Source organism: Acinetobacter sp. V115_6 (genome assembly GCF_031799025.1).
Lineage (GTDB): Bacteria > Pseudomonadota > Gammaproteobacteria > Pseudomonadales > Moraxellaceae > Acinetobacter > Acinetobacter pittii.
Window position 1 is genome coordinate 1,199,241 of the sequence record NZ_JAVQNO010000021.1, and the last position, 24,055, is coordinate 1,223,295.

Annotated in this window: 24 protein-coding genes; 10 read left to right on the plus strand and 14 right to left on the minus strand. The window is 38.3% G+C overall.

The genetic code is table 11. The features are described from left to right. Both RMA94_RS14060 and RMA94_RS14065 read right to left on the minus strand, forming a co-directional pair. Complete coding sequence (locus tag RMA94_RS14060; protein WP_311083503.1) at positions 1 to 885, minus strand: phosphoribosyltransferase family protein; 885 nt, start codon at positions 883 to 885, stop codon at positions 1 to 3. 181 nt (positions 886 to 1,066) lie between these two features. Continuing rightward, complete coding sequence (locus RMA94_RS14065) at positions 1,067 to 1,876, minus strand: sulfite exporter TauE/SafE family protein (RefSeq protein ID WP_284090908.1); 810 nt, start codon at positions 1,874 to 1,876, stop codon at positions 1,067 to 1,069. A gap of 98 nt (positions 1,877 to 1,974) precedes the next feature. Here RMA94_RS14065 and RMA94_RS14070 point away from each other — a divergent pair, with 98 nt between their 5' ends. Then, positions 1,975 to 2,763 carry a helix-turn-helix transcriptional regulator gene (locus RMA94_RS14070; protein ID WP_311083504.1) on the plus strand — a complete coding sequence of 263 codons (789 nt, stop codon included), beginning with the start codon at positions 1,975 to 1,977 and terminating at the stop codon, positions 2,761 to 2,763. Here RMA94_RS14070 and RMA94_RS14075 read toward each other — a convergent pair. The 4 genes from RMA94_RS14075 to RMA94_RS14090 are packed head-to-tail and all read right to left on the minus strand — an operon-like array spanning position 2,758 to position 6,039. Beyond that, positions 2,758 to 3,249: a GNAT family N-acetyltransferase gene (locus tag RMA94_RS14075; protein ID WP_284090910.1), complete on the minus strand. Its 492-nt coding sequence runs from the start codon at positions 3,247 to 3,249 to the stop codon at positions 2,758 to 2,760. The genes RMA94_RS14070 and RMA94_RS14075 overlap by 6 nt on opposite strands. Continuing rightward, positions 3,246 to 4,010, minus strand: a complete 765-nt coding sequence (locus RMA94_RS14080) for an ABC transporter ATP-binding protein (protein WP_311083506.1) — start codon at positions 4,008 to 4,010, stop codon at positions 3,246 to 3,248. The genes RMA94_RS14075 and RMA94_RS14080 overlap by 4 nt, the downstream gene beginning before the upstream one ends. Continuing rightward, positions 4,007 to 5,017 (minus strand): iron ABC transporter permease, encoded by a 1,011-nt coding sequence (locus RMA94_RS14085; RefSeq protein WP_311083507.1) that lies wholly within the window; start codon positions 5,015 to 5,017, stop codon positions 4,007 to 4,009. The genes RMA94_RS14080 and RMA94_RS14085 overlap by 4 nt, the downstream gene beginning before the upstream one ends. A gap of 2 nt (positions 5,018 to 5,019) precedes the next feature. Further along, positions 5,020 to 6,039: an ABC transporter substrate-binding protein gene (locus RMA94_RS14090; protein WP_311083508.1), complete on the minus strand. Its 1,020-nt coding sequence runs from the start codon at positions 6,037 to 6,039 to the stop codon at positions 5,020 to 5,022. Positions 6,040 to 6,362: 323 nt separating this feature from the next. On the opposite strand from RMA94_RS14090, the gene RMA94_RS14095 reads away from it, so the two are divergent. Continuing rightward, positions 6,363 to 7,706, plus strand: a complete 1,344-nt coding sequence (locus tag RMA94_RS14095; RefSeq protein ID WP_311083509.1) for a PepSY-associated TM helix domain-containing protein — start codon at positions 6,363 to 6,365, stop codon at positions 7,704 to 7,706. A 79-nt stretch (positions 7,707 to 7,785) separates the two neighbouring features. On the opposite strand, the gene RMA94_RS14100 is transcribed toward RMA94_RS14095, so the two are convergent. The 3 genes from RMA94_RS14100 to RMA94_RS14110 all read right to left on the minus strand — a co-directional run bounded on the left by RMA94_RS14100 (position 7,786) and on the right by RMA94_RS14110 (position 11,024). After that, a complete protein-coding gene (locus tag RMA94_RS14100) occupies positions 7,786 to 8,340 on the minus strand; it encodes a TetR/AcrR family transcriptional regulator (protein WP_311083511.1) in 555 nt (184 codons plus the stop codon). A 788-nt stretch (positions 8,341 to 9,128) separates the two neighbouring features. Continuing rightward, a complete protein-coding gene (locus tag RMA94_RS14105) occupies positions 9,129 to 9,830 on the minus strand; it encodes a DsbA family oxidoreductase (RefSeq protein WP_311083513.1) in 702 nt (233 codons plus the stop codon). Between the two features lie 84 nt (positions 9,831 to 9,914). Further along, complete coding sequence (locus RMA94_RS14110; protein WP_311083516.1) at positions 9,915 to 11,024, minus strand: alkene reductase; 1,110 nt, start codon at positions 11,022 to 11,024, stop codon at positions 9,915 to 9,917. 282 nt (positions 11,025 to 11,306) lie between these two features. Here RMA94_RS14110 and RMA94_RS14115 point away from each other — a divergent pair, with 282 nt between their 5' ends. The 7 genes from RMA94_RS14115 (at position 11,307) to gorA (ending at position 17,083) form a co-directional block, all read left to right on the plus strand. Continuing rightward, positions 11,307 to 11,489 (plus strand): thioredoxin domain-containing protein, encoded by a 183-nt coding sequence (locus RMA94_RS14115; protein ID WP_311083518.1) that lies wholly within the window; start codon positions 11,307 to 11,309, stop codon positions 11,487 to 11,489. A gap of 338 nt (positions 11,490 to 11,827) precedes the next feature. Beyond that, complete coding sequence (locus RMA94_RS14120; RefSeq protein ID WP_068556606.1) at positions 11,828 to 12,622, plus strand: SDR family NAD(P)-dependent oxidoreductase; 795 nt, start codon at positions 11,828 to 11,830, stop codon at positions 12,620 to 12,622. 26 nt (positions 12,623 to 12,648) lie between these two features. Then, complete coding sequence (locus RMA94_RS14125) at positions 12,649 to 12,984, plus strand: carboxymuconolactone decarboxylase family protein (RefSeq protein WP_311083520.1); 336 nt, start codon at positions 12,649 to 12,651, stop codon at positions 12,982 to 12,984. An 86-nt stretch (positions 12,985 to 13,070) separates the two neighbouring features. Then, complete coding sequence (locus RMA94_RS14130; protein WP_068556605.1) at positions 13,071 to 13,625, plus strand: OsmC family protein; 555 nt, start codon at positions 13,071 to 13,073, stop codon at positions 13,623 to 13,625. Between the two features lie 96 nt (positions 13,626 to 13,721). After that, a complete protein-coding gene (locus tag RMA94_RS14135) occupies positions 13,722 to 14,285 on the plus strand; it encodes a TetR/AcrR family transcriptional regulator (RefSeq protein WP_068556604.1) in 564 nt (187 codons plus the stop codon). A gap of 238 nt (positions 14,286 to 14,523) precedes the next feature. After that, complete coding sequence (locus RMA94_RS14140) at positions 14,524 to 15,738, plus strand: MFS transporter (RefSeq protein WP_311083522.1); 1,215 nt, start codon at positions 14,524 to 14,526, stop codon at positions 15,736 to 15,738. Continuing rightward, the gene (gene gorA, locus RMA94_RS14145) at positions 15,731 to 17,083 is read left to right on the plus strand and encodes a glutathione-disulfide reductase (protein ID WP_311083524.1); all 1,353 of its coding nucleotides are present in this window, start codon (positions 15,731 to 15,733) and stop codon (positions 17,081 to 17,083) included. Before RMA94_RS14140 ends, gorA begins: the two co-directional genes overlap by 8 nt. Before the next feature lie 128 nt (positions 17,084 to 17,211). On the opposite strand, the gene RMA94_RS14150 is transcribed toward gorA, so the two are convergent. After that, on the minus strand, positions 17,212 to 18,264 hold the full coding sequence (locus RMA94_RS14150; RefSeq protein WP_311083526.1) for an NAD(P)-dependent alcohol dehydrogenase: 1,053 nt from the start codon (positions 18,262 to 18,264) through the stop codon (positions 17,212 to 17,214). A 287-nt stretch (positions 18,265 to 18,551) separates the two neighbouring features. Between RMA94_RS14150 and RMA94_RS14155 the strand changes: the two genes are divergently transcribed. Continuing rightward, positions 18,552 to 19,442, plus strand: a complete 891-nt coding sequence (locus RMA94_RS14155) for an AraC family transcriptional regulator (protein ID WP_311083528.1) — start codon at positions 18,552 to 18,554, stop codon at positions 19,440 to 19,442. Positions 19,443 to 19,556: 114 nt separating this feature from the next. On the opposite strand, the gene RMA94_RS14160 is transcribed toward RMA94_RS14155, so the two are convergent. The 4 genes from RMA94_RS14160 to RMA94_RS14175 all read right to left on the minus strand — a co-directional run bounded on the left by RMA94_RS14160 (position 19,557) and on the right by RMA94_RS14175 (position 23,959). Beyond that, positions 19,557 to 20,429: an NAD(P)-dependent oxidoreductase gene (locus RMA94_RS14160; protein ID WP_311083530.1), complete on the minus strand. Its 873-nt coding sequence runs from the start codon at positions 20,427 to 20,429 to the stop codon at positions 19,557 to 19,559. Beyond that, positions 20,429 to 21,805 (minus strand): MFS transporter, encoded by a 1,377-nt coding sequence (locus tag RMA94_RS14165; RefSeq protein WP_032003681.1) that lies wholly within the window; start codon positions 21,803 to 21,805, stop codon positions 20,429 to 20,431. Before RMA94_RS14165 ends, RMA94_RS14160 begins: the two co-directional genes overlap by 1 nt. Positions 21,806 to 21,838: 33 nt before the next feature. Continuing rightward, positions 21,839 to 22,810, minus strand: coding sequence for a D-erythronate dehydrogenase (gene denD / locus RMA94_RS14170; protein WP_233732766.1), 972 nt, complete (start codon positions 22,808 to 22,810; stop codon positions 21,839 to 21,841). Between the two features lie 213 nt (positions 22,811 to 23,023). Continuing rightward, a complete protein-coding gene (locus RMA94_RS14175) occupies positions 23,024 to 23,959 on the minus strand; it encodes a LysR family transcriptional regulator (protein WP_086376248.1) in 936 nt (311 codons plus the stop codon). Positions 23,960 to 24,055 lie beyond the last annotated feature (96 nt).

Consider the following 24,055-nt stretch of genomic DNA (forward strand, 5'->3'; position numbering starts at 1 on the left):
TTATTTTGCTGCAAAAGCAATTACTGAAATTTTGTCTGATGGTTGTTGTGGAAAGCTGTCTGAGGTAAATAGTTGATCTAGCAGTCCATCAAAAACCTCTATACCTTTACTAAAAATACCGTGGGTCACGTATAGAACGACCTTATGGCAATTGAGGCGACGGAGTTCTTTAGCAATACCAATAAAGGTTGCACCGCCATCACAAATGTCATCGGTAATGACCGCTGTTAGGCCTAATAAATCCGTTGCATGTACATGTGTACCTAAAATTTTGCCAGTCACTGGGTCACGTTTTTTATCACACTGAACAATAGTGAGGGGTTGTTTGCGCTCGCCATTAAAAGCACTTGCAACCATTTGTGTGCGTGCTTTTGCACCTTTGTCTGGGCAAATCAGTACTGTTTTTTCATCTTTTAACAATGTACTTAGCGCTTCACTCTTTGAGATGATGTCGACTGAACTGATGTTTACAACTTCACTAAAAGAAGTATTGGCAGCAAGTAATGCTGTCGTTACTTCACTATGGCAGTCCCAAACAGTCACCTTGCCTTGTTTGCCCGCTTTTTTGTCTGCATTGATATTGAGTAGCTTCGTCATCACATCAAGCGAGAACGCTTGGCCTACTGCACAAATACGGTCCTGACGGGCGTATGGAAAATATGGAATTTCTAGGTCAACGGTTAAGCCTTGAGTCAGCAATATATTCTCAAGTAACAAATAGTCCATCACATCATGACTTGAGGTCATATTGGCGCGAACCATTATCTTGCCAGATAATGAACCTAACGTTGTCTCATCAATTTGAACATGACGCTCGCCACCAGAAAACTGCGTGAATTTCACTGGAATTTCATTTCTTGACGCATCTAAAAGCTGGATAGCCATATCATCCTCTTTTTGTCTGATGACCTTCGATGAATATATAGTGGCACAAAGCCACTATATATTGCAAGTCTAATTTTTAAACTTTTTTTAAAGCCATTTAAGAAATAAAATTTACAGTTTTAGAGTATTTAGAGATTTGTTATTTAATAAAAATTATTCTTCAAACAAGTGAAATAAAAAATTAATTTACAAAAAGCATGACAGTCAAAACCCCTATTAGAAGTAGTGGATACAACTTTGCACGCCATAAATCAGGTAGTTTTGAAATAAATTTTTCTGAAAAATATAGCCCAATCCATGTTCCAACAACCAAGAATAAAGCAGCTTCAAACCAGATTAGGCCGATAAATCCACTAGGTGTCCATGTAGATTGCCAAATTGACAATACACAATAGGTCAGTGTTGCAGTTAAAGACAAAGGCAGCGTGAGAATGTTTGCAATAGCCGCAGCCTCTGCCATAGAACTACCCCGCCGCCTTAATAACGGAACTGTCATTACACTGCCACCCACACCTAAAAGTGCTGCAACCCAACCAATAATGCCCCCTTTAATGAGTTCGCTGTTCTGCCCATATTGTTGCTTTTGCCTCAAGGTCACTATAAACCCTGGTCGGTAATAACAATCAATAATGGTTACGAACACATAGCTCATAAATATCCAGCGAAGCCAATTTCCATTAAACAATGAGGCCATTACCGCACCAACAATTCCACCAAGTGCAATACCGCCCCATAAAAAGCGGATTTGTTGCCAATCTATATGTCCAGACCGATAGTGTCGGAAGGTTACAAAACTTGCCGAGCAGAGCATGACAAAAGCTGATGTAGCTACGGCGATTTGCATAGCATGTATGCTGACACTGCTTTCGTTACTCCACTTTTGAATAATGACTGTATAAAGCAAAGGTACAGCCACAAAACCGCCGCCAAAACCAAATAACCAAGTGGTTATGCCTGAAAGTAGTCCAAATAAAAATAGCTCATATAGCATGATTATCTTCCTCACGTTTATAGAGGCATGATATAAAATAGCTCTATGGCAAACTAACGTAGAAAAGCCATATTTTTATTTATTTCAGCCAAAAATATATGCGTAATATTCCAATTAACGAGGTAGACCATCTACCGCAACCAGTTCTAGCGTTAGGATCAGACTATCCTGCTGATACTTTGCTAGATACGCATAGCCATCGTCGTGCTCAGTTCTTATATGCACCCGAAGGTCTCATGAAAGTTGAAACTGAAGATGGTCAATGGCTCGTTTTACCGTACAGCGGTGTATGGATACCCGCAGGTAAACCACATCGGGTATGGCTATCTAAAGTCAGTACTTATAGTTTATATATAGAAGCGGGCCATGCACCAAGACAAGCAAACTATTGCGAGGTTATACAAGTCTCGCCTTTGTTACATCAACTGCTCATTCAGGCAAATCAGCTACCTATTGACTACCAACACTCATGCCGTGACGGCGCTCTTATCGATTTATTGTTATATGAACTAGAAGCTGCACCAGCCCTGCCTTTGTTTATTCCTCTGCCTCAAAACACATTACTCTCTAAACAGTGTGCTGAGTTTATGGAGCATCCTGATATTCATAGTAGCCCTAAAGATTGGGCACATGACCACAATAAAAGTGAACGAACTTTTCATCGTTGGTTTAAGTCTGAAACTGGCTTGTCATTTCAAGCTTGGCGTAATCGAGTCTGCATTATCTATGCTTTAAATGCCTTAAAAGAAAATATCTCAATTACGGAAATTGCTTTTAATTTGGGCTATGAACACTCGGCAGCTTTTACCACAATGTTCAGTAAAATTATGGGTTATCCACCTAGCCAATTTCAAAAAAGATTTTATGCACATGATAAAGCGCTATAAAGATTTACTCATGTGAATAGTGTCATAGGTATCGATCCATTCTCTTTTAATAACATCAAAACCTTGTAGAGCCCAAAACTCTTCAGCCGCCGGTAAAAATGGATGAGTATGCAAATACAAACTAGTAATAGAATGGTTTTTGGCATGGCTAAACAACATGTTGCATAGCTGAGTTGCGATGCCATTACGGCGGTATTCAGGTAATACAAACAACTTAACCACCTCAACCGTATTCGAGGGTAAATTTAAATCAAAACGATGGTCATACACCCGATATGCAATGGTGCCAATAATGCGGTTTTGATCTTTTACCGTAATAAAGCAGCCCAATGGATCATGGACATAAAATTGTTCAAATTTTTTTAAATCTTTGGGAGTTTGCCCATGATAGATTTCTGGGAATAACAGTTGTCTTGTATAAAGCGCAAACTCTACCGCAGGCTCATAGTCTGTTTTTCCAACCACCTGATAATTCAACATATTCATAGCCACGAATGATCAGGAATAACAATAGTTTTGTCTTGAATCATGGCTTCATGAAACTCAACATCGTAGACACTTTTTAAAAACTTCGGATCGGTTATTCGTGTTTTAGACTCAGGCTTAACCACTTCATGTTGGCGCATAAAAAACAAATGGTCTGCAAATAAAAAAGCCAAATTGGGATCATGCATAATCGCAATCACCGTAAAATTTTGCCGCGACAACTGACGCAATTTTTTCATTAAATAAGACTGATAATAAACATCGAGATGATTGGTTGGTTCATCGAGCAAAATAACTTTTGGGGCTTGCACTAAAATACGGGCAATCATGACCAATTGTCTTTCGCCACCCGATAGCTCGGTATAAGGTCGGTCACGTAAATGCTCAATGTCTAAATCAAGCAAAGCTTGGTCTACACGTTCCCAGTCTGATTTTAAAGGTCTATATCTGCTAAAAGCGGCACGTCCCGTAATCACCACATCTTTAACCAAAAATGGAAATACGGTTTTATGAAACTGCGGTAAAAAGCCGAGTAAGGCTGCCCGATCTTTCCCTTTAAAGTCCGATAGTGGTTTTCCAGAGTAACGAATCAAGCCATCTTTTACAGGTTCTAGGCCAGCCATCAATTTAAAAAGTGTCGATTTACCACAGCCATTGCGCCCTAAAATTACGGAAAACTGATTTTCAGGAAACTCCAAATGAATGTTTTTGAGAACCTGTTTGTGCCCATAGGCATAATTTAACTGATCAATTTGAATCATGCCCAATGAGTCCTCTGTGTTTTCATTAATAATAAGAAAAATGGCGCACCAAGTAGCATAGTAAAAATACCAATCGGTATTTCAAACGTAAGTAAAACCCGAGAAAAGTTATCAATCATCAGTAGAAAACTGCCGCCCAACACCATATTGGCAGGAATGCTATAGCGGTGATCTGGCCCAACCAACATTCTCACAATATGCGGCATAAACAGCCCATATAGACTAATAATGCCAGCAGCAGCCACAGACGTTGATGTACATACAGTTACTAGTACAATTAAAAGAAGCTGTTCCCACCTTGGGTTAACACCCACAGCCTGTGCTTCTTCGGCACCGAGTGCCATTAAGTTTAAGCGCCAACGCATTGCAAATAATCCGGCAAGACCAATACAAATCGGTAGCACGGCGTATTGAACTTTTTGCCAAGAAGCCTGATGTAAGTTGCCCATCGTCCATTGCACAATGGCTTGTAATTTAAATGGATCACTTAAGTATTGAATAACTGTAAGTCCTGCCAAAAACAGCCCCGAAACAATCATGCCCGATAAAATCACCATCACTAACGACGTCTGGCTTTCATGTTTTTGATGCGCAAATAAATACGTTAAGGCAACAGCACAAACACCAAAAATAAAGGCTGATAGATTTGGCGAAAGCCAACTTAAAGAAAGTGCTAAAGCTGCCCCAAACGCCGCACCAGATGAAATACCGAGCACATATGAGTCAACTAAAGGATTACGAAACAATGCCTGCAAGCCATTACCGGCTGTTGCTAATGCAGCCCCCACCATAAAGGTCAGTAAAATTCTAGGCAGTCTGACATTCACAAGAATATTTTGCATCAGTCTAAATTGTTCAGCATCAAAATATGGTGTACCGAAGACCGCTTGCACACCCCACCGCAAATAGTCCCATGCACTCAAGGTCTGAGTTGGCCCTATGAGCAACGAGATAAAAATCATGACGACGGGTAACGGGTAAAACCAATAATATTTCAGTTTTTCCATATTCATTGCACCAACGCTTTTGCAAGGTGCTCACCATACAACTTGGTTAAAATACGCTGTTGTAAAGCACTTACAGGTAAATCGGACTGTTCAGGATAAATACTGTGATTCAAATAAATCGCCGTAATAATAATTTTGATGGTATGCGGGTTATATATAAATGCGGGACTCAAATTAAAAACCTTTCGGTTTTGTACAGCGCTTAAGCCTTGTAATTCTTTTCGTTCATAAATCAGTTGGGGATTGGTATTCCAAAGAACGATATTGTCTGGGTTCCATTCAATTAAGGTCTCGGGATTTACGTTGGGTTGATTTGCATCGGTCTGAACAATGTTGTAAGCACCCGCCAGCTCAATAAAGTCATTAGTAATAGACTTGCGACCAGAGGTAGAAAAAATCCGCCCTCCTGACCATGCATAATAAATCGATTGTTTATTTGTCTGACGTGCAGTTTTAGCTGCGACTTCTGCCACAACTTCATCAGAAAAACTTAAAATTTCTTGGGCACGTTTTTGGGCACCGCTTAGAATAGCAATTTCAGAAAGTTCTTCTTTCACTTGTTGGTAGGTACTGGACTCCATCACATATACAGCAATGCCAAACTGCCGCAACAGTTCAATCGTTTGGGTTTGCCCACTCCCTAAAATTACCAGATCTGGTTTTAACAAAACGAGACTTTCAATATTGGTTGCATTTGCGCCTTGTGAAGGTGTCGCAAGCTGTTTATTGGCGATACGCTTATCTATTTTTGAGTAGGCATTAAACAATAAAGGTTGAATGTATACTTCGGCCGGTATGCCAATCAATTTATGACCTTGCCCCAGCATATATAAGCCATCTAAACCCGACTCAAACAAAGAAACAATTCTTTGGGCTGGTTTGGCTACACAGACTTTTGTATTTGTACTATCAAAAACACATATAGAATGGGCTGCTAACTTTTCTTGCGCTTTACCACTTTGTTCAGATGAAGAGCATCCACATAGGATGAATAAAGTGAGTATTGAAACCAAAAACTTCATTACACTACCCAACGCACAAATACAGTGCAAAATAAAAAGATGCGTCTATTTAGTGCATTTTTCATGTGAAAAAAACACCATAAGAGAGCAAGACGGTTTGAATCATAAGCTGTGAAGTTATCAAATAAAGTTTGGTAGACAAGATCTTAAATACTAAGCAAAAAAAGCGCCAAATTTACTAAGTAATAAAAACTATCTAATTATTAGTCTAAACACTCTGCCTAAGCGCCATTCAAATAATTTAATAGCGGTTACAGCTCGATCAACATTAAGAGAAATAAGTCGTTATAATCCGCCCAACACCTGATAGACATTATCTTCTGATGCTGACCCATTCATCCTTTTGGCGTAGTCTTTACCGTTTAATTCATATTTATGCTGGTATTTTCATTGCACCATTTATATTGGTCGCAGCATTCACCGGCTTACTCTATGCGATTACACCTCAACTTGAACAAGCGATTTATAAAGATGTTCTATACGTTGAGCCATTGAACCAAGTGCAATATAAGCTGAGTCAGCAAATTGAAGCCGCAAAGCAAGTGATGCCCAAGTCTGCACAGGTAATTGAAGTTAGACCAGCCCCAAGTTCTGATCAGACAACTCGTGTTATTTTCTCAGACCCGATACATCATTTTACCAGTGAAGCCGTTTTTGTTGATCCCTTTACGCTTAAAGCCAAAGGCCATCTGGCTGTCTATGGTACTAGTGGAGTTCTACCGTTTCGGACTACGCTCGACCAATTACATAGCAATTTATTACTAGGGAAATGGGGCCGCTTTTATAGTGAACTGGCAGCAAGTTGGTTAGCCATTTTGACTTTAACTGGACTGTATAATTGGTGGAAACGTCGTCAAAATCTTAAAATCAGGCAAACACAAAAAAATAAATTATTAAGATGGCATAGCACGCTTGGTTTATTTTTATTTCCACTTTTATTATTAATCGCCATTACTGGTCTTACATGGTCCGAGTGGGCTGGCGATAATATTCGAGTTGCTCGTCAGTGGCTTAACTGGCAAACCCCAACATTAGCAACTTCCCTTCAAACAGATAATTTACCTACAGTGATGCATCATGAACATCACGACATGCCACACAGTGAAAATCTTAATTTAAATATTGTGTCAGCTGAGTTTGATACCGCTCTTTCAATAGCCAGAGCACATGGCATTGAGGCGGCACAAATACAAATCAAACCACCCACCAGTGGAAATCAAGCTTGGACAGTGGCCGAGATTCAGCGTAAATGGCCAACTCAAGCAGATAGCATCGCCATTGATATGGAACAATATAAAGTCATCGATCAACTTGCTTTTAAAGACTATTCACTGGTGGCAAAACTAACTCGTTGGGGAGTTGATGCTCATATTGGTATTTTATTTGGCTGGATAAATCAGTTGGTTCTCGCACTTTATGCGCTTGCACTTTGTATCATGATTATTTATGCATATAAGGCTGCATTTAAAAACTCAAATTTAAAACTCATGACAACTCACTTTGTTGGTCAAAGCTTATTTATTTGGAAGCGTGCAACTGGCCAGCAAAAAGTATTGTTAATGCTAGCTGGCATTGTGTTAGGCCTAAGCTTACCTGTTTTTGGTCTTAGTATTTTGCTTACGATACTCATCCTTGTAATGCGTAAATACATCCCTTCTAAATCATAAATCTTCATTTGATTAAGGAGTTAGACTTAAATTTTGCCTAACTCCTTTTTTAATCAAAAATTCCAAGTCAAAGAAAGAATTACGCAATCTGCGCCAAAAAATAATCTAGCAACCTTTCCCTGTCATCCACACTATTTGAATCTAAAAATTGAACCATCGCCCCATCAATCACAAATAAAAACATGTGCGCATCAGGTTTTGAGGCCGTACTTTTTACCGTTAAAAGTAAATTATAGATTTCATTGATTAACCAGTTTCGATAGTTAACTACAACCTGATAAGCCTTTGGATGTGTTTTTGCAATTTCAAAAATGGCCTTAAATGGCAAATGATAAAGCCCTTCTAAATCTGCATGTAAAAAGTAAATTTTGCGAAGTTTTTCAATTACGGTTAAATCTTTCTGAACGTAGATGATTGAAAGCACCTCTTCTTTTAATCCATCTTTTTGAAAGGTCAGACTCATTTCAATGAGGCGTTCTTTTGAGTGAAAATAGTTATAAAACGTGGCTTTCGGCATCTTTGCTGCTTCAATAATTCGGTCTACCCCGACTTTATGAAAGCCATAATTATTAAAAAGGCTCCGAGAGGTATGTAGCGCGCTTAAAGCACGAGATGGGAGATCTGAATGTGGCATAATGTTACCGTTTTAAAATAAATTATTGTTGTATATAAATGAGATATAAAAGCCTTCCACTTTTTTTAAAGGTGAAAAAAGGCATAGCAAAACCATAAAGACTGTGCTTGGCACATCTCAAGTTTTATTGTTGATTAAGTTTTGATTGATAATAATTTAAAGCCTGAAAAACCTACAAACCTTTTTAAAAGTTTAAGTTGTGTCGATATAGACTTTGGCAAAGACTGCCAAGAAATGATGAATGTGCAAAGCCAACTCCTTTTTATTGGGAGTTCTGCCAAAACATTATAAATTATGGTGGCAGAACGAAAGGGGTTCGCAGACTGGTCAAACGAGGCCAGCACACCCGAAGGTGTCCCCCTCCGTTCCACCGTAGAGGGGGCACGAGGGCTCAACACTAAAAGTATGAAACTTTTAATGCTCGTTTGATTCGGTCTGCGACAACCGACTGGCAATGTAGGCCAGCCTGCAAATGGTAATCTTCAATATTTAAGGTGTCAATGTGATATTGGCTAGAAAATATTTAATTAATTATTGTTTTTCATTAAATTACATAATTAAGGAAATTCTTAAATATTGGCTTAATAATATTGTCTTGTTGAGAGAGTTTTTTGAACTGTGCACCCTAAAGCGAAATGCACAGCCCAGATTAATTAGAAATAATGAGATTTACCGAAACACGGCGTTTATTGAGGAGCAAAGAAAGTGATATTTCAATTACTCGTATTTAGATGGACGCGGATTTATTTAGAACTTTACTTAAAATACAATCATTCCTTAGCATCAAACTAAATACTACAACCATTAATGCCACAGCTTTGACCCTCTGTGATCATTAATTCATTCTGCTTTTCTTCCCATACCTGCTCTAATGCACTTAAAAAAGTTTCTATAGGCTGAGCACCACTGATTGAATATTTATTATTTATAATGAAAAGCGGCACTCCACTAGCACCCATCGCATGTGCACTTGCTTCATCTTTTAAAACTTCTTGTTTAAACGAAATATTACTAAAGGCACTGTTAGCTTCTTCACGAGGAACTCCAACTTCATTAGCAAGCTCAACCAACACCTTATGATCAAAAATAGACTTACCTTCAGTTATGCTTGCCTTAAAAAACTTTTCTGTTAATAGTTCACCAACACCCTTCTGTTGCGCCAACTTTACAATGGCATGGGCATCTAAAGTATCGCCAAAAAGCATACTATTAAAGTTATAGATCAGACCTTCTAGCTCACCTGCACTTTTTACATGGCTCATCATCGCATCAGCCCCACTTTTCCCACCAAATTTTTTATACAATGCATCTTTAAAGGGCTGTGGTGTAAGGCCATTTACTAGACGGTAACTGTGATATTGGATAGTTACCTGATTCTTATGTTCAAAGGCCTCTAAACCTTTCTCAAATCTTTTTTTAGCAATCCAGCACCAAGGGCAAACAAAATCTGACCATATATCTACGGTAATTTGTGAAGGTAGAGTTTTCATAAATTTCTCAGTAAATTCATTAGATGTTTAAAAACAAAGAAGTTTTAATGCCTAGTGTCAAAAATTAACTAGGCACCCCATTGTTTATTTGCCGTTATATTCTGGATAATCTGTATAGCCTTTTGCTGGAGATCCACTTACGCCGTAGTATGTTGTGCGATCACTTTCCGCCAAGGGCCAGTTATTCTGCATCCGCTCTACTAAATCGGGATTAGCAATATAAGGGACACCAAACGCAATTAAATCGACCTCACCTTTTTCTAATGCCGCCTCAGCACTTTGTTGATTAAAACCACCAGCTGCGATAATAGTTCCAGAAAAAATTTCTCTGAATAAAGTTTTAAAATTTTGGGCTTCTAAAGGTGCTGTTTCATAGGTAGGTTGATAGTACAAATGGACATAGGCCAATTTACGTTTACCAAGAGCTGACGCAATATTTGCCCAAGTATCAACCTCGCCTTCATAAGGTGCCAAGTCATAAATACGACCAAAAGGAGAAAGTCGGACAGCCACTTTGTCATGGCCAATTTCTTGCGAAATAGCATCAATAGTTTCTAGAAGAAAACGTTGGCGATTCTCAACAGTTCCGCCATATTGATCTGTTCGGTTATTTAACTCAGTACTGAGGAACTGGTCAAAGATGAATCCATTTGCAGCCATAATTTCAATGCCATCAAACCCTGCTTCAATTGCTAATTGTGCAGATTTAACAAAATCATGAGTAACACGTTTGATTTCTTCAGTTTCTAAAGCTCGAGGTTTACTTGGCGTAACTGGACCGGGTTCACCCGAATCAGTATATGCAAATACTGTAGTGTTGGTCGCTGGAATAACCCCAGAAGAAACAGGCACTTGACTATCAGGTAAAACTGAAACATGCGACATTCTTCCCACATGCCAGAGCTGAGCAAAAATACGACCACCTTTTGCATGCACTGCTTCAGTAACCTTTTTCCATCCTTGCATTTGTTCATCATTATACAAACCAGGCGTATATAAATAACCACGCCCTTCTTCAGACACAGGTAAACCTTCAGTAATGATTAGACCCGCGGAAGCTCGCTGGGAGTAATAAAGCGCAGTAAGTTCATCTGCAACTCCATTCAATGTTCGCGTACGCGTCATGGGTGCCATTACTACGCGATTTTTTAATTGGATATCCACCAAATTATGGGGAGTGAATAATTTATTCATCACAGACCTCTAGAGAGATTTACAGATAATTAAGAAATTTCTTTAACCACACTCATCATTCAGTGAATGACTCAGGCATTGACCTGTTTTAGAAGTACAAAATTTGCACTCCCTCATTCCTATTGCACAAATGACAAGTTGATGCCACTATATCAACCAACTAGTAGGTAGGCAATAGTATTTTTAATTTCCCTCTGAAATTGATTGCGCTTAATAAGTGATTAAATACTATTCATTAAATGAATTCTGAATCTTTAAATACAGAAAAGAGGTAGTTTTATAATGCGTAAATTACATACTTTAAACGAAGATAGCTTTCATGAAATTGAATGGAAAGAAGGCTTAGCAGTGGTCCGTTTTTATGCTCCTTGGTGCCCACCGTGCCACAATAGCGAAAGTTTATTTAATACATTTGTGAAAAGTATTGAAGCTAATGTAACTATTGGCACAGTTAATGTTGATTAGGCACCAGTTTTAACAACCCGTTATAATATATGGGGTTTACCATCTGTATTAATGTTCAAAGATGGGCAATTAATCCATCGTATTGTAGGAGTAAAGCCTATCTCCGATTACCAAAAAGCTTTAGAAGAACTCATAAAGTCCGAATCAAAAAATGATGAGAAAAACGAAGAAAAGAGTTCCATTGGTTCTCTTTGCTTAACGAAATCTGAGATTAAAGCTGAATAATTTTCCAAACTATTTTCTGCTAGTGCTTGACATTTAAAATTAGCCTATATAATCTACAAACCAACTAGTAGGTAGGCTACTTTTCTAATTAGTATTAATGATTAGGTGATCATATGAGTGAGCAACAATTTAAAGGCAAGAAACTTCTCGTCATTGGTGGTACTAGTGGCATTGGTTTAGAAACAGCAAAGAAAGTTGCTGAACAAGGTGGGACTGTAGTAATTGTTGGCAATCGCACAGATAAAGCCGAGACTGCCCGTAAACAATTAGTTGCTATAACAACTGAAGAACAAGTTTTTGCACTGACTGCTGATTTAACAAATTTTGATAGTGTTCAAAAGTTAATTAGCAAATTGGATAGTGAACATAAAGACATTAACTTATTAGTTAATTCAGCAGGAATTTTTTATCCTAAAAGCTTCCTAGAGCATTCGCTAAATGACTATAACAATTTTCTGGATCTAAACCGCGCATTTTTCTTTATTACCCAACAAGTTGCTTCATCAATGGTTGCGCAGAATAAAGAAGGTTCAATTGTAAATGTTTCTGCTGTTGCAGCTCGCCAAGCTATCGAAACTGTCACCGCATCTGCCTACTCAATGGCAAAAATGGGTTTAGAAGCTATGACCCGTCATGTGGCTGCAGAGCTAGCAGAACATGGAATTCGAGTAAATGCTGTTAGTCCCGGCATGGTGGAAACCCGTATTTTTGAAAGATTCATTCCTTCAGATCAATTAGATAATGCACTTCAAGATTTCAATAGTTTCCATCCCTTAGGAAGAAACGGTACCCCAAACGATGTAGCAGAAACTATTGTATTCCTTCTTTCTGAAAAAACATCTTGGGTAACTGGTGCTATTTGGGATGTGGATGGTGGTGTCATGGCATCAAGAAAACTAGGCAAATAATATTTAATAAATGATGAGGTTTGAAAATGAACGGTGAATGGACTAACAGATTATCTACTCTTGTTAAAAACATCGGTAATTTTGCAAAAGCAAATAAACCCGTTGCTACTGCTTTTCACAACTTAGAAGTTGCAACGCGTGAAAATAAAGTACTCGACGCAAAAACTCACGAGTTGATTGCGTTGGCAGTAGCAGTTACTACGCGTTGTGATGGTTGTATATCAGCTCATGCGGGCGCAGCTAAAAAAGCAGGTGCTACAAAAGAAGAAGTTGCGGCAGCTTTAGGAACTGCTATCGCTTTAAATGCTGGTGCAGCCTATGTGTACTCGGCACGAACTTTAGATGCTTATGACGAAATGTAACCTCACCAGAGGTTACATAGACAAGCTTAGTGATGGGGAAATTATTCTCCATTCACCACAATTTATATCTTAATTGGAGTTCTATAATGAACAATGTAGTAAATGAAATTGATCTAAATGCTTTTCAACAATTTGCAGATAAAGTAAGCCAGAATCCTACTACTTCAAAAGCTCGTTTTAACGTACAAACAAGATGGGCGGGTCAAACACGTTCTGTTTCAACTGTGAAATCTTATGAACTCTTTGGTAAGACTTATGAACGTAACTTCCATATAGCTGCTGATGAACCTCATGAAATTTTAGGAACAGATAGTGCACCTAATCCACAAGAATTATTGATGGCTGCACTTAATGCATGTCTTACAGTTGCTTATGTAGCTATTGCTGCTACTAAAGGTGTCAAGATTAATTCATTAGAAATTGATACTTCTGGAGAGCTTGATCTTAGAGGTTTCTTAGGCTTAGATGAAAAAATTAATCCTGGATATGATGAAGTCCAATACACTGTAGTTATTGATACGGATGGGACACAAGAACAATTGGATGAAATACATAGTGCTGTTCTAAAAACTTCACCAAATTTCGCCAATTTTTCACGATCAATTCGAATGAAACCGCAATTAGTGATTGCAAACAAATAATATGTGATGGGTGGCATACTCGTTTATCAGATGATTCATCTTTAACAACAATGCTATAGTATGCCGCCAAATCTCTCTAGTCTGGGAACTACGAATATGACCATTGATACTCGCCAAAGTTTAATTAACTCAGCAGAGCTTATGTTGAGATCAAGAGGTTATGCTGCTTTTAGTTATGCTGATTTAGAGAAGATTGTTGGTATTAAAAAAGCCAGTATTCATCATTATTTTCCCAAAAAAGAAGATTTAGGAATTTTAATAGTCGAAACATATATTGAACAGACTATTCAAGATTTTGAAAAAATTGAACATGATTTTCCTAATGCATTCGGACGTCTTTGTGCCTTTGCTTCCTTATTTAGAAGCTCAATGTCTGAAGGAATGTTACCGTTATGTGGAGCTCTTGCTGCTGAAATGGCTGTTTTACCAGAGAGCATGCAAGAGTTGACCCGTAAATATTTTGAAATCCAATTATCTTGGATAGAAAAAATTATCCATTTAGGAGTAGAAAATGGAGAACTTGCCGAAGGTGATGAAAATCAGAAAGCCTTTCAATTATTAAGTTTAATGGAAGGAAGTAGTTTTGTAAGATGGGCAATGAATAATGGAACAGAACTTGATCCTAAGGTAATAGGAAAAATTGTTGGCGTGCTTTCTTAAGATTGGCTCGGATATTTAAATATTTTTAAACTCAAATATCTAATCTATTTCTAATAAAAGAAAATATAGGAATGCTTTAAATAAAGCATTCCCTTTATATTCGTCCATGTATAGCACCCACTATGACCATCCCAACAAAATTAGTTTAATTTTTATGTCAGGTGAAATATCCATCGGACAACCTCTAATTTTACGGTAGTACTTTAAATAGTTATCTACCTAAATGGGAGTGCCTTACATGGTAGGTTACAACATTCAAAATAATAAAAAAAGTTATGGCTTACATGCCACTACTATTATTAGTTTGGCTCAACTATTGGGCACATCCTTGTGGTTTAGTGCAAATAGTGCAGCAATAGATTTAATGCAACAATGGCAGATAACAGTTGCAGATATTGGCTGGATTACCAACGCTGTTCAGGCGGGATTTATCATTGGAACTTTTGTATTTGCTTATACAGAAATAGCAGACCGCTTTAAAGCCAGCCATATTTTTGTTTGTTCAACACTATTAGGCGCCTTTTTTAATTTCTGCTTTGCATGGTTCGCTCATGGACTTATGGATGCCCTTATATATCGTTTTCTCGTGGGATTATGTCTTGCAGGGATCTATCCAATCGGAATGAAACTTATCGTTCTATGGGCACCTCATCAGGCTGGGCGAGCACTAGCAAAATTAGTTGCTATGCTGACATTAGGCACGGCTCTTCCCTATTTTATTAATAGTTTCCCCACTCATTTTGCATGGCAAACAGTCATGATCTGTTCTTCAAGTCTTGCATTGATTGCAGCCTTGTTAATTTACCAGCTAGGAGACCCAACAGTCTCTCCAAAATCACAAAATATAGTGTCATCAGGTGGCACTTTTCAGGTTTTCAAAATTCGAAAATTTCGTGCAGCTGCTATAGGCTATTTTGGTCATATGTGGGAATTATATGCCTTTTGGACGATTATTCCTTTATTTATTGCTAAATCAGGTATTCCAGAAAAATTGGGATACAACAACATTTCGCTCCTTACTTTTTTTGTAATGGCATGTGGAGCAATTGGTTGCTTGGTGGGCGGATATCTTTCTAAATATATAGGTAATAGATATGTTGCTATAGGATCTTTATCTATCTCAGGTTTTAGTTGCTTGGTATTTGCTCTAGGCTGGCGTTTTTTACCTGCGTGGTTCTTATTGGTTTTATTTGCGATCTGGGGAGCCTCTGTTATTGCAGACTCACCGCAATTCTCTGCGCTTTCCGCCCAATCTTGTCCATCCGAAAAAGTTGGTGCGGCATTAGCTATTCAAAATTCAATTGGTTTTACACTGACTATCATATCTATTGCATTGACAACCTATGCCTTTGAAATAATTGGCTTGGATTCAGCATGGATATTATTGATTGGCCCCATTCTAGGTGTTGCTGGATTCTACTATTCAGCAAATAAAGGAGTTATCCATGTCTAAACATTACGATTATATTGCAATTGGTGGAGGCAGTGGCGGTATAGCCTCTGTAAATCGAGCAGCCATGTATGGAAAAAAATGTGCATTAATTGAAGCAGGAGATATTGGTGGCACATGCGTTAATGTTGGCTGTGTCCCTAAAAAAGTGATGTGGTACGCTGCTCATATTGCTGACGCAATTCGTCAATATGCGCCATCATATGGTTTTACTACGGAAGTAAAATCATTTGACTGGCAGAAACTCATTAGAAATAGACAGGCATATATCGAAAGAATTCATACCTCTTATAACAATGTCCTCAGTAAAAATAATGTTGATGTCATACATGGGTTTGCAAAATTTATTGATAAAAACACAATTGAAGTAAACGGAGATTTATTAACAGCTGATCACATTCTCATAGCTACTGGTACAGAAGCGAGTTGGCCTGCAATTGAAGGTGCTGAACATGGTATCGACTCAAATGGCTTTTTTGATTTAGAAGTATTACCAAAACGTACCGCTATTGTGGGTTCAGGATATATTGCAGTAGAAATAGCTGGTGTCCTTAAATCATTAGGTTCAGATGTCCAGCTTTTTATTCGACGCGAAAAACTCCTACGTAATCTAGATCAGTTCTTAGGAGAAGCATTATTAGAAATTATGCAGAGTGAGAATATTAAAATTCATAAAAATGCTGAAATCAGTAAAGTAACAAAATTAGAAGACGGTTCTATCATGTTGCATTTAAAAGATGGAACTCAACAAGTTGTAGATTGTCTTATTTGGGCTGTTGGAAGGAAACCCAATACCAAAGCTCTCCAACTTGAATTAACAAATGTAAAATTGGATGAACAAGGGTTTATCAAAGTTGATAAATTCCAAAATACAACACACGCTGGTATTTATGCAGTTGGAGATATTACTGGAAAGGTTGAATTAACGCCTGTTGCAGTTGCTGCCGGACGTAGGCTCTCAGAACGGTTATTTAATAACAAGCCTAATGAATGCTTAGATTACAACAATATCCCCACTGTAGTATTTAGTCACCCGCCTATTGGAACAGTTGGATTAACCGAAGAACAGGCGATTGAAGAATTTGGCAAAGATATGGTTAAAGTATACAAATCTTCATTTACAGCAATGTATGACGCCGTGGCACAACATAAACAACTCACTAAAATGAAGCTTATATGTGTTGGTGTAGAGGAAAAAATTGTTGGTATCCATGGGATTGGTTTGAATATGGATGAAATTCTACAAGGCTTTGCAGTCGCTCTAAAGATGGGGGCAACTAAAAAGGACTTTGATAATACCGTTGCTATTCATCCTACATCATCTGAAGAATTCGTGACGATGCGTTGATTATTGCCTTAATTGAAAGAGCTTTAGATGATAGTTCTTTATAAAAGCACATCTCAATATTTACATTTTGATTAAGGCTATAAGCTGTGCACCTTTTTAAAAAGATGCACAGCCCAGATCAAACCATATTAATGATCAGATAAAGTTTTCATATCAATCACAAAACGATACTTCACATCACTCTTTAACATACGCTCAAAAGCTTCATTGATATTTTGCATATCAATCATCTCGACCTCAGAAACGATATTATGCTCACCACAAAAATCGAGCAACTCTTGTGTTTCTTTAATTCCACCAATTACCGAGCCAGCAATTGATTTTCTACCCAAAATCATAGGTACTGAATTTGCACTGATTTCACCTAAATATCCAACTAACACAATAGTTCCATTTAAAGCTAAAGTTGGAATATAAGGCTTTAAATCATGGTCATAAGGCACCGTATCAATAATCAAATCAAATTGATTTAATACTGATTTCATTTGAGCCTCATCTGTTGATAACACAACATGATGTGCGCCAAGTTGTTTTGCATCCTGTTCTTTGTTGGCTGAGCGGGTAAATAATGTCACTTCAGCGCCTAGAGCATTGGCAAGTTTAATCGCCATGTGCCCTAAACCACCTAACCCCACTACAGCGACTTTACTCCCCTTACCAACATTCCAGTGACGAAGCGGCGACCAAGTGGTAATGCCAGCACAAAGCAGTGGTGGCACAGCTTGAGCATCCAGATTTTCAGGTACTTTTAATACAAAATCTTGGCTACAGGTAATGCTTTGTGAATATCCACCATAAGTTGGGCGTTGGTCATGGCGATCTACGCCGCCATAAGTCTGGATGTTACCTTCTTCACAATATTGCTCTAACCCTGAATGACAAGCAGAACAAGTACGGCATGAGTCGACCATACAGCCAATGCCCACTAAATCACCCACTTTATACTTTGTGACTTTAGGTCCGATTGAAGTGACACGCCCGACAATTTCATGGCCCGGAACTAATGGATAAGCACTAAATCCCCAATCATTTTTAGCTTGGTGTAGATCGGAATGGCAAACACCACAATATTCAATTTGAATAACAACATCATCTTCACGTGGGGTTCTACGTTCAAATTTAAACGGAACTAAAGGAGTTTCTGATGACAGCGCGGCATAACCTAAAACTTCAGTTGTCATATTTTTTCTCTCGTGTTTAATGTTTAAGTAGAAATGATTCCTTCATTGGATATTCATTAATGGCTATTGATTTTGAAAACCCATGAATACGTTTTGGAAACGGTGATCCAGCAGAATTGAATCAATCAGTTTTTTGCCATGTTCCTCAGTATAAAAATGAAAGTTGTAAGGTGTTGTTCTATTCCTCTTACAGATTTGCCTAATCCTCCGAATTGTTGCACTTCTCACTATTTTTCTTATTTGAAATGCCTACAATAAAAACACAGAGGGTAATCGGTGGAATCTGAATGTCGAATAGGTCTTCTCTAGACAGTAATCAAGAATTAGCTCAACTTATCGATCAATGGACCCGAGAAAAAGGTACATTCGAAGCACCTATTATGGGATTGACTTTATATCGTGCAGAGACATTGGCCCAACCAAGTAGCAGCATGATGGATGCCAGTCTATGTATGATTGCTCAAGGGAAAAAACAGGTGATTCTTAGTGAAGAAACCTATACTTACGATTCTAACCATTTCCTTTTTACTGCAATTGATTTGCCTGTAATTGCTCAAGTGCTTGAAGCTTCAGTTGAGCGACCTTATCTTTCAATCGTGTTACGCCTAGACCCTTATGTACTCGCCCAAATCATGCTTGAGGCGCATATTCCTTTTAAAGATGTAAATACTGAGAAAAAAGGAATGGCGGTTGGAGTAGTCAATTCAGAGCTGAATGATGCGTTTATACGGTTAATAAAACTACTAGATACGCCACAAGACATTCCCATCTTGTCTCCTCTTATTATTAAGGAAATTTTTTATCGTTTATTGATGAGCCCACAAGGTGACCGACTTAAACGTATTGTAGCGGCAGGCACTACAGGGCATCGAATTGTGAAGGCGATTGAATGGCTGAAAACAAATTTTGCAAAATCATTTAGTATTGAGGAACTGGCAAGCACATTGGGGATGAGTGCATCAAGTTTTCATCAACATTTTAGGGATATAACTTCAATGAGTCCCTTACAGTATCAAAAGAGAATAAGGTTGACCGAAGCACGGCGTTTATTAATGACCGAAGAATATGATATTTCATCTACCAGCATGCAAGTCGGCTATGAAAGTTTGTCGCAATTTTCCAGAGAATATAAACGTTTTTTTGGAGTTTCTCCGTCAGTAGATATTAAGAATATATAAAAGCGACACGTACGGACCATTAAGGTTATTTCAAGGTATTAGCATCAAGCATAAAAAAAGCGGTACCTGATTATGTCTATCATCAAATACCGCTAAATTTAAATCAAAGTAACATCACACTGGATTCATTCGCTCAAGTTCACGAATTAAACCAGAATGATCCAACTCACCATCTCCGGCAGCAAGCATATTTTCAAATAATTGGCTGACTTGTTGGGCAACAGGTAAATTCAATTCTAGTGATTTAGCGTAGCTAACGGCTGTATGAATATCTTTATGCTGGTTTCGAGCTGTACCTCCCGGTTTAAAATCTCGATTTAACATGCGTTCGCCATGCTGTTGCAAAATCGGAGAATCTGCAAAACCGCCTGTTAATGCTTGTTTGAGTTTTATCGGGTCTGCTCCTGCTTTACTGGCAAGCAATAAACCTTCACTCACGGTTGCAATGGTGGATGCGACTATCATTTGATTTACCAGTTTTGCCAGCATTCCACAGCCAACCCCACCCACTAAAATTGGTCGGCCCATTGCACTTAAAATAGTTTCAGCTTGTAAAAATATTTTAGTTTCACCGCCTACCATAATAGCAAGACTTGCATTTTTGGCACCTTTTTCGCCTCCAGAGACTGGAGCATCTAAATATTTAAACCCTCTTTCTCTGCATTTTTCACTTTGTGCTTGTGCAACTTCAACGGGTATTGAACTCATGACAATGACCGTACTTTCAGGTTTTAGCTTCGAAGTCGCGCCGTGTTCTTTAAACAGGATTTCATCACAGGTTTTTCCATCGCTGAGCATACAAATCAAAAACTCTACATCTTTCCCGACTTGTTCAAGGTCAAAGCAAACTTGGGCACCAGCTTCTTTTAAACTATCTGCTTTAGATAAAGTTCTATTCCAAACCTTAATTTGATGGCCTGCTTCGAGTAAATTCATAGCCATCGGTAGTCCCATAATGCCTGTACCCACAAATCCGATGGTCACCATTATTTCATCTCCGTAGCAGTTCGAACTTTAAGTTGCTGCTGTTCTACTTTTAAACTATTCGATTTTAACTTTGCTAATAACAACAAGCCCAAACCACCCATTGCTACAAAGCCAGCAATCGCAAGGAATGCCACTGTATAGGTGCCTGTGGTGGTATATAAATATCCAGTTAAATATGGACCAGTAAAACCACTTAAATTACCCACCGAGTTAATTAACCCAATTCCAGCTGCGGCACCCACACCCGTTAGAGTTTGCCCAGGAATGGTCCAGAAAATATTAATCGCGCTAAATACACCAATCGCAAGAAGAATAAAGCCCACTATAATTGCCCATGGTTGATTTACAATCAGTGCAATCGCAATGGCTAATGCCGCCATAAGTGCAGCACAAGCACCGTGTTTATAACGTTCTTGTTTACGGTCAGAACGGCGGCTCCATAGCACCATTCCAACAGCTGCAAATGCATATGGAATTGCGGTAAGTAAACCATTTTGAATAAGGCTAATTTGCATACCAAATGTGTTACGGAATGACTCTAAAACACTTGGTAAGAAGAAGAACATTGCATTTGAACCGGAAGTAATTCCAAAATAAACAACCGCCATAATCCAAACTAAAGGATTTTTAAATACTTGTTTAATGAGTTCACCTTTAGTTAAAGCAGCATCGGCAGATTGCTCTTTTTCTCTTTCTTCACGTTCAAGCGTATTCATGAGCCATTGACGCTGCTCAGCTGTTAACCACTCTGCTTCTTTTGGGTTATTGGTTAAATATTTAAGGCAGATTAGTCCTAAAATAATGGATGGGATCCCTTCTAGCACATACATCAAACGCCAGCCTTCATAGCCAATGGTATTGCCCCATTGCATAAGACCAACTGAAATTGGTGCTCCAATAATTTGAGCAATTGGCAATCCAAGATAAAACGTGGCAAAAACACGGGCACGATATTTTGCAGGAAACCATAAGGTTAAATAAAAGATCACGCCTGGAAAGAAACCCGCTTCAGCAATACCGAGTAAAAACCGTAAAACAATAAATTGCGTGCCGCTATGAATAAAGCCCATTAGTGCTGCAATGATTCCCCAAGTAATCATGATTCGGGCAATCCAGATCCGCGCTCCAAACCGATGAAGTAAAATATTACTCGGTACTTCTGCAATAAAATAACCTAGAAAAAATACACCCGCACCTAAACCAAAAATGGTTTGAGTAATTCCAAGTGCATCATTCATATGTAACGCAGCAAAACCAATATTGGTCCTGTCTAGAAATGCCATAATGAATAGAATAATGAGAAACGGGATAATTCGGTTCGAAATACGTTTAATTGTCTGCTCTTCGAGAGCAGTTACATTCTTGATATCTTCCATAATAACTCTCACATCAACTGGCGATCACTGCCATTAATTTTGGGTATCTTCTATATGTGCCTGAATCACGCTTTCAAAATTTTTATCTGCTTGGAAACCTAAAGATTCGGCATATTCAGCTTTCACCTGAACAGGCCAACTTTGAACAATACGTTGAATGGTTTTGTCTTCTTGCCATTGCACCAAATCAGTTGCTTGTTTGCCCGCAACTTTTTCAAGCGCTTCCAGCATTTCTTTAACCGTAACTGTTAATCCCGGTAAAGGAATGATTCGGTTATCTTGAAGTACATCTGAAGAAATTGACGCCGCTTTAATCATCGACTCAACACAACGTCGCGGTGAAGTAACAAAGACTGGAGTATCTGACGGTACTGGGCAAACGGCCGTTTCGCCTTTTAACGGTTCGCGAATAATTGAACTAAAAAATGTCGATGCCGCTTTATTAGGTTTACCGGGACGAACCACAATAGTCGGTAGTCTTAAAATACGGCCATCAATAAAGCCTTTTCTTGAGTAATCCGATACAAGCAATTCTCCTACTGCCTTTTGCATGCCGTAAGAAGACTTTGGTGTAACCACAGTCTCATCTGTCACAATCTCTGGCAACTGTCCGCCAAATACAGCACAGCCACTGGCAAAAATGACTCGAGGCGTAGTTTGTTTCTTTCTTAATTCTTCTAATAAATTTAAGAGTCCATACAGATTAACATCCATACCTAAATCAAAATCAGCCTCCGCTGCCGAGCTCACCACAGCAGCCAAATGCCAAACGACATCAATATTTTCTGTAATATGAGCAACTGTAGTTTTATCGGTAATATCACCGACAATCACTTCAATTCTCGGATCTTGCGGCAAATCATCGCCTGCAAATGCATCAAACAGAATAATTTTATCGATGGGCTCAGGTTTATTGTTATCTAAATTCAAACTGCCAGTTTTTAAGATCTCTTTGGCAATTTGTTTTCCAATAAAACCTGTTCCACCAGTGATTAGCACATTCATACAGAGGTCCTTTCCTAGTTTTTATTCACTTAAAAACTTTTGTAATTGTCGTGAATTAAACGATAAGGAGTCCTTTCAATAATTTCCAATGAATAATTTCTAAATATTGATAACTTTTTAATATCAGTTTTGTGTTTATAAATTTACTCAATAAAGCAAGTTGTCTTTCAACTTGAAAACCTCAAACCGCTCCTTGGCTTGAGGCTGAATACTTTATTTACGTTTCGCATTTTTAAGTAAGATATTAATAAATGCTGCTGCAATATCAGAAACTGGTTCATCTTTACGCGTCAAAATTCCATAATCCTGCGCATCTAAAATTAGATCTGTTTCTAAAATCTGCAATTGCCCTTCTTTTACCTGATCGATCACCATGGCTTCGGGCAACATTCCTACCATAGGCGCACCTTTTAAGATCTGCAAAAAGGTCTGCATCGACATGGTATTGACTGTATTTAAGGGAATTTTAACTTTAGCTCGGGCAAATGCGCCTTCCATACGTTGTCGAATTGGCGTGCCTTTAGGATAAAGTACCCACGGCCAATTTAATAATTCTTCTAATGTACAAAACTTTTTCTTTGCACATGGATGAGCATTATTTACAACAATACAAAACGGCTCTGGGCCTAAAGGTTGAAAATCAAAAAACTGACTTTGTGTCACATCGGTAAAACGGCCAATAGCTAAATCTAAAGTATGCTCACTTAGCATTTCCATTAAATGGTCACTGGTCTGCTCAACAACATCAATAGAAAGTAGCGGCCATTGTTTCTTAATCTCAATAATTGAGTTTGGAATCACCACAGCGGTTGCAGCAAAAATACCCCCTACTTTTAAAAAACCGTGACCACCTAATCGTAAAATTTCAATGTCTTCGACAAAATGCTTTGCATCATTTAACACACGCTGGGCATATCGAATTACATGTTCACCCAAGGCTGTTACTGGCATATTTCTAGGCAGCCGCTCAAAGACCTGAAACCCAAGCAGACCCTCAATTTCCTTTAGCATTTTACTAACAGCAGGTTGACTTAAATTCATCTGCTCGGCAGCTAAATGCATGTTATTGGTTCTCGCCAAAGTTTCCAACAACACCAAGTGTTTAAATTTCAACCAATTATTTAAACTTGTGTAAGTCAAATCTGCCATTTATAAAAATCCTTTTCGATAACTTTTCGTTATTAATAATTAAATTATTACGATTGGTGTTTATTAAATAAGAAACATATCATGATTTCAAATAAA

Coding starts and splice junctions, on each gene's coding strand:
- RMA94_RS14100 (WP_311083511.1), bottom strand. CDS start 8,340: ATGCCACATTCAGATCTCCCATCTCGTGCTTTAAGCGCGCTACATACC.
- RMA94_RS14160 (WP_311083530.1), bottom strand. CDS start 20,429: ATGGTGACCATCGGATTTGTGGGTACAGGCATTATGGGACTACCGATG.
- RMA94_RS14140 (WP_311083522.1), top strand. CDS start 14,524: ATGGTAGGTTACAACATTCAAAATAATAAAAAAAGTTATGGCTTACAT.
- RMA94_RS14120 (WP_068556606.1), top strand. CDS start 11,828: ATGAGTGAGCAACAATTTAAAGGCAAGAAACTTCTCGTCATTGGTGGT.
- RMA94_RS14105 (WP_311083513.1), bottom strand. CDS start 9,830: ATGAAAACTCTACCTTCACAAATTACCGTAGATATATGGTCAGATTTT.
- RMA94_RS14095 (WP_311083509.1), top strand. CDS start 6,363: ATGCTGACCCATTCATCCTTTTGGCGTAGTCTTTACCGTTTAATTCAT.
- RMA94_RS14085 (WP_311083507.1), bottom strand. CDS start 5,017: ATGGAAAAACTGAAATATTATTGGTTTTACCCGTTACCCGTCGTCATG.
- gorA (WP_311083524.1), top strand. CDS start 15,731: ATGTCTAAACATTACGATTATATTGCAATTGGTGGAGGCAGTGGCGGT.
- RMA94_RS14110 (WP_311083516.1), bottom strand. CDS start 11,024: ATGAATAAATTATTCACTCCCCATAATTTGGTGGATATCCAATTAAAA.
- RMA94_RS14080 (WP_311083506.1), bottom strand. CDS start 4,010: ATGATTCAAATTGATCAGTTAAATTATGCCTATGGGCACAAACAGGTT.
- RMA94_RS14065 (WP_284090908.1), bottom strand. CDS start 1,876: ATGCTATATGAGCTATTTTTATTTGGACTACTTTCAGGCATAACCACT.
- denD (WP_233732766.1), bottom strand. CDS start 22,810: ATGAATGTGCTAATCACTGGTGGAACAGGTTTTATTGGAAAACAAATT.
- RMA94_RS14135 (WP_068556604.1), top strand. CDS start 13,722: ATGACCATTGATACTCGCCAAAGTTTAATTAACTCAGCAGAGCTTATG.
- RMA94_RS14125 (WP_311083520.1), top strand. CDS start 12,649: ATGAACGGTGAATGGACTAACAGATTATCTACTCTTGTTAAAAACATC.
- RMA94_RS14115 (WP_311083518.1), top strand. CDS start 11,307: ATGCGTAAATTACATACTTTAAACGAAGATAGCTTTCATGAAATTGAA.
- RMA94_RS14175 (WP_086376248.1), bottom strand. CDS start 23,959: ATGGCAGATTTGACTTACACAAGTTTAAATAATTGGTTGAAATTTAAA.
- RMA94_RS14060 (WP_311083503.1), bottom strand. CDS start 885: ATGGCTATCCAGCTTTTAGATGCGTCAAGAAATGAAATTCCAGTGAAA.
- RMA94_RS14090 (WP_311083508.1), bottom strand. CDS start 6,039: ATGAAGTTTTTGGTTTCAATACTCACTTTATTCATCCTATGTGGATGC.
- RMA94_RS14165 (WP_032003681.1), bottom strand. CDS start 21,805: ATGGAAGATATCAAGAATGTAACTGCTCTCGAAGAGCAGACAATTAAA.
- RMA94_RS14155 (WP_311083528.1), top strand. CDS start 18,552: ATGTCGAATAGGTCTTCTCTAGACAGTAATCAAGAATTAGCTCAACTT.
- RMA94_RS14075 (WP_284090910.1), bottom strand. CDS start 3,249: ATGAATATGTTGAATTATCAGGTGGTTGGAAAAACAGACTATGAGCCT.
- RMA94_RS14150 (WP_311083526.1), bottom strand. CDS start 18,264: ATGACAACTGAAGTTTTAGGTTATGCCGCGCTGTCATCAGAAACTCCT.
- RMA94_RS14130 (WP_068556605.1), top strand. CDS start 13,071: ATGAACAATGTAGTAAATGAAATTGATCTAAATGCTTTTCAACAATTT.
- RMA94_RS14070 (WP_311083504.1), top strand. CDS start 1,975: ATGCGTAATATTCCAATTAACGAGGTAGACCATCTACCGCAACCAGTT.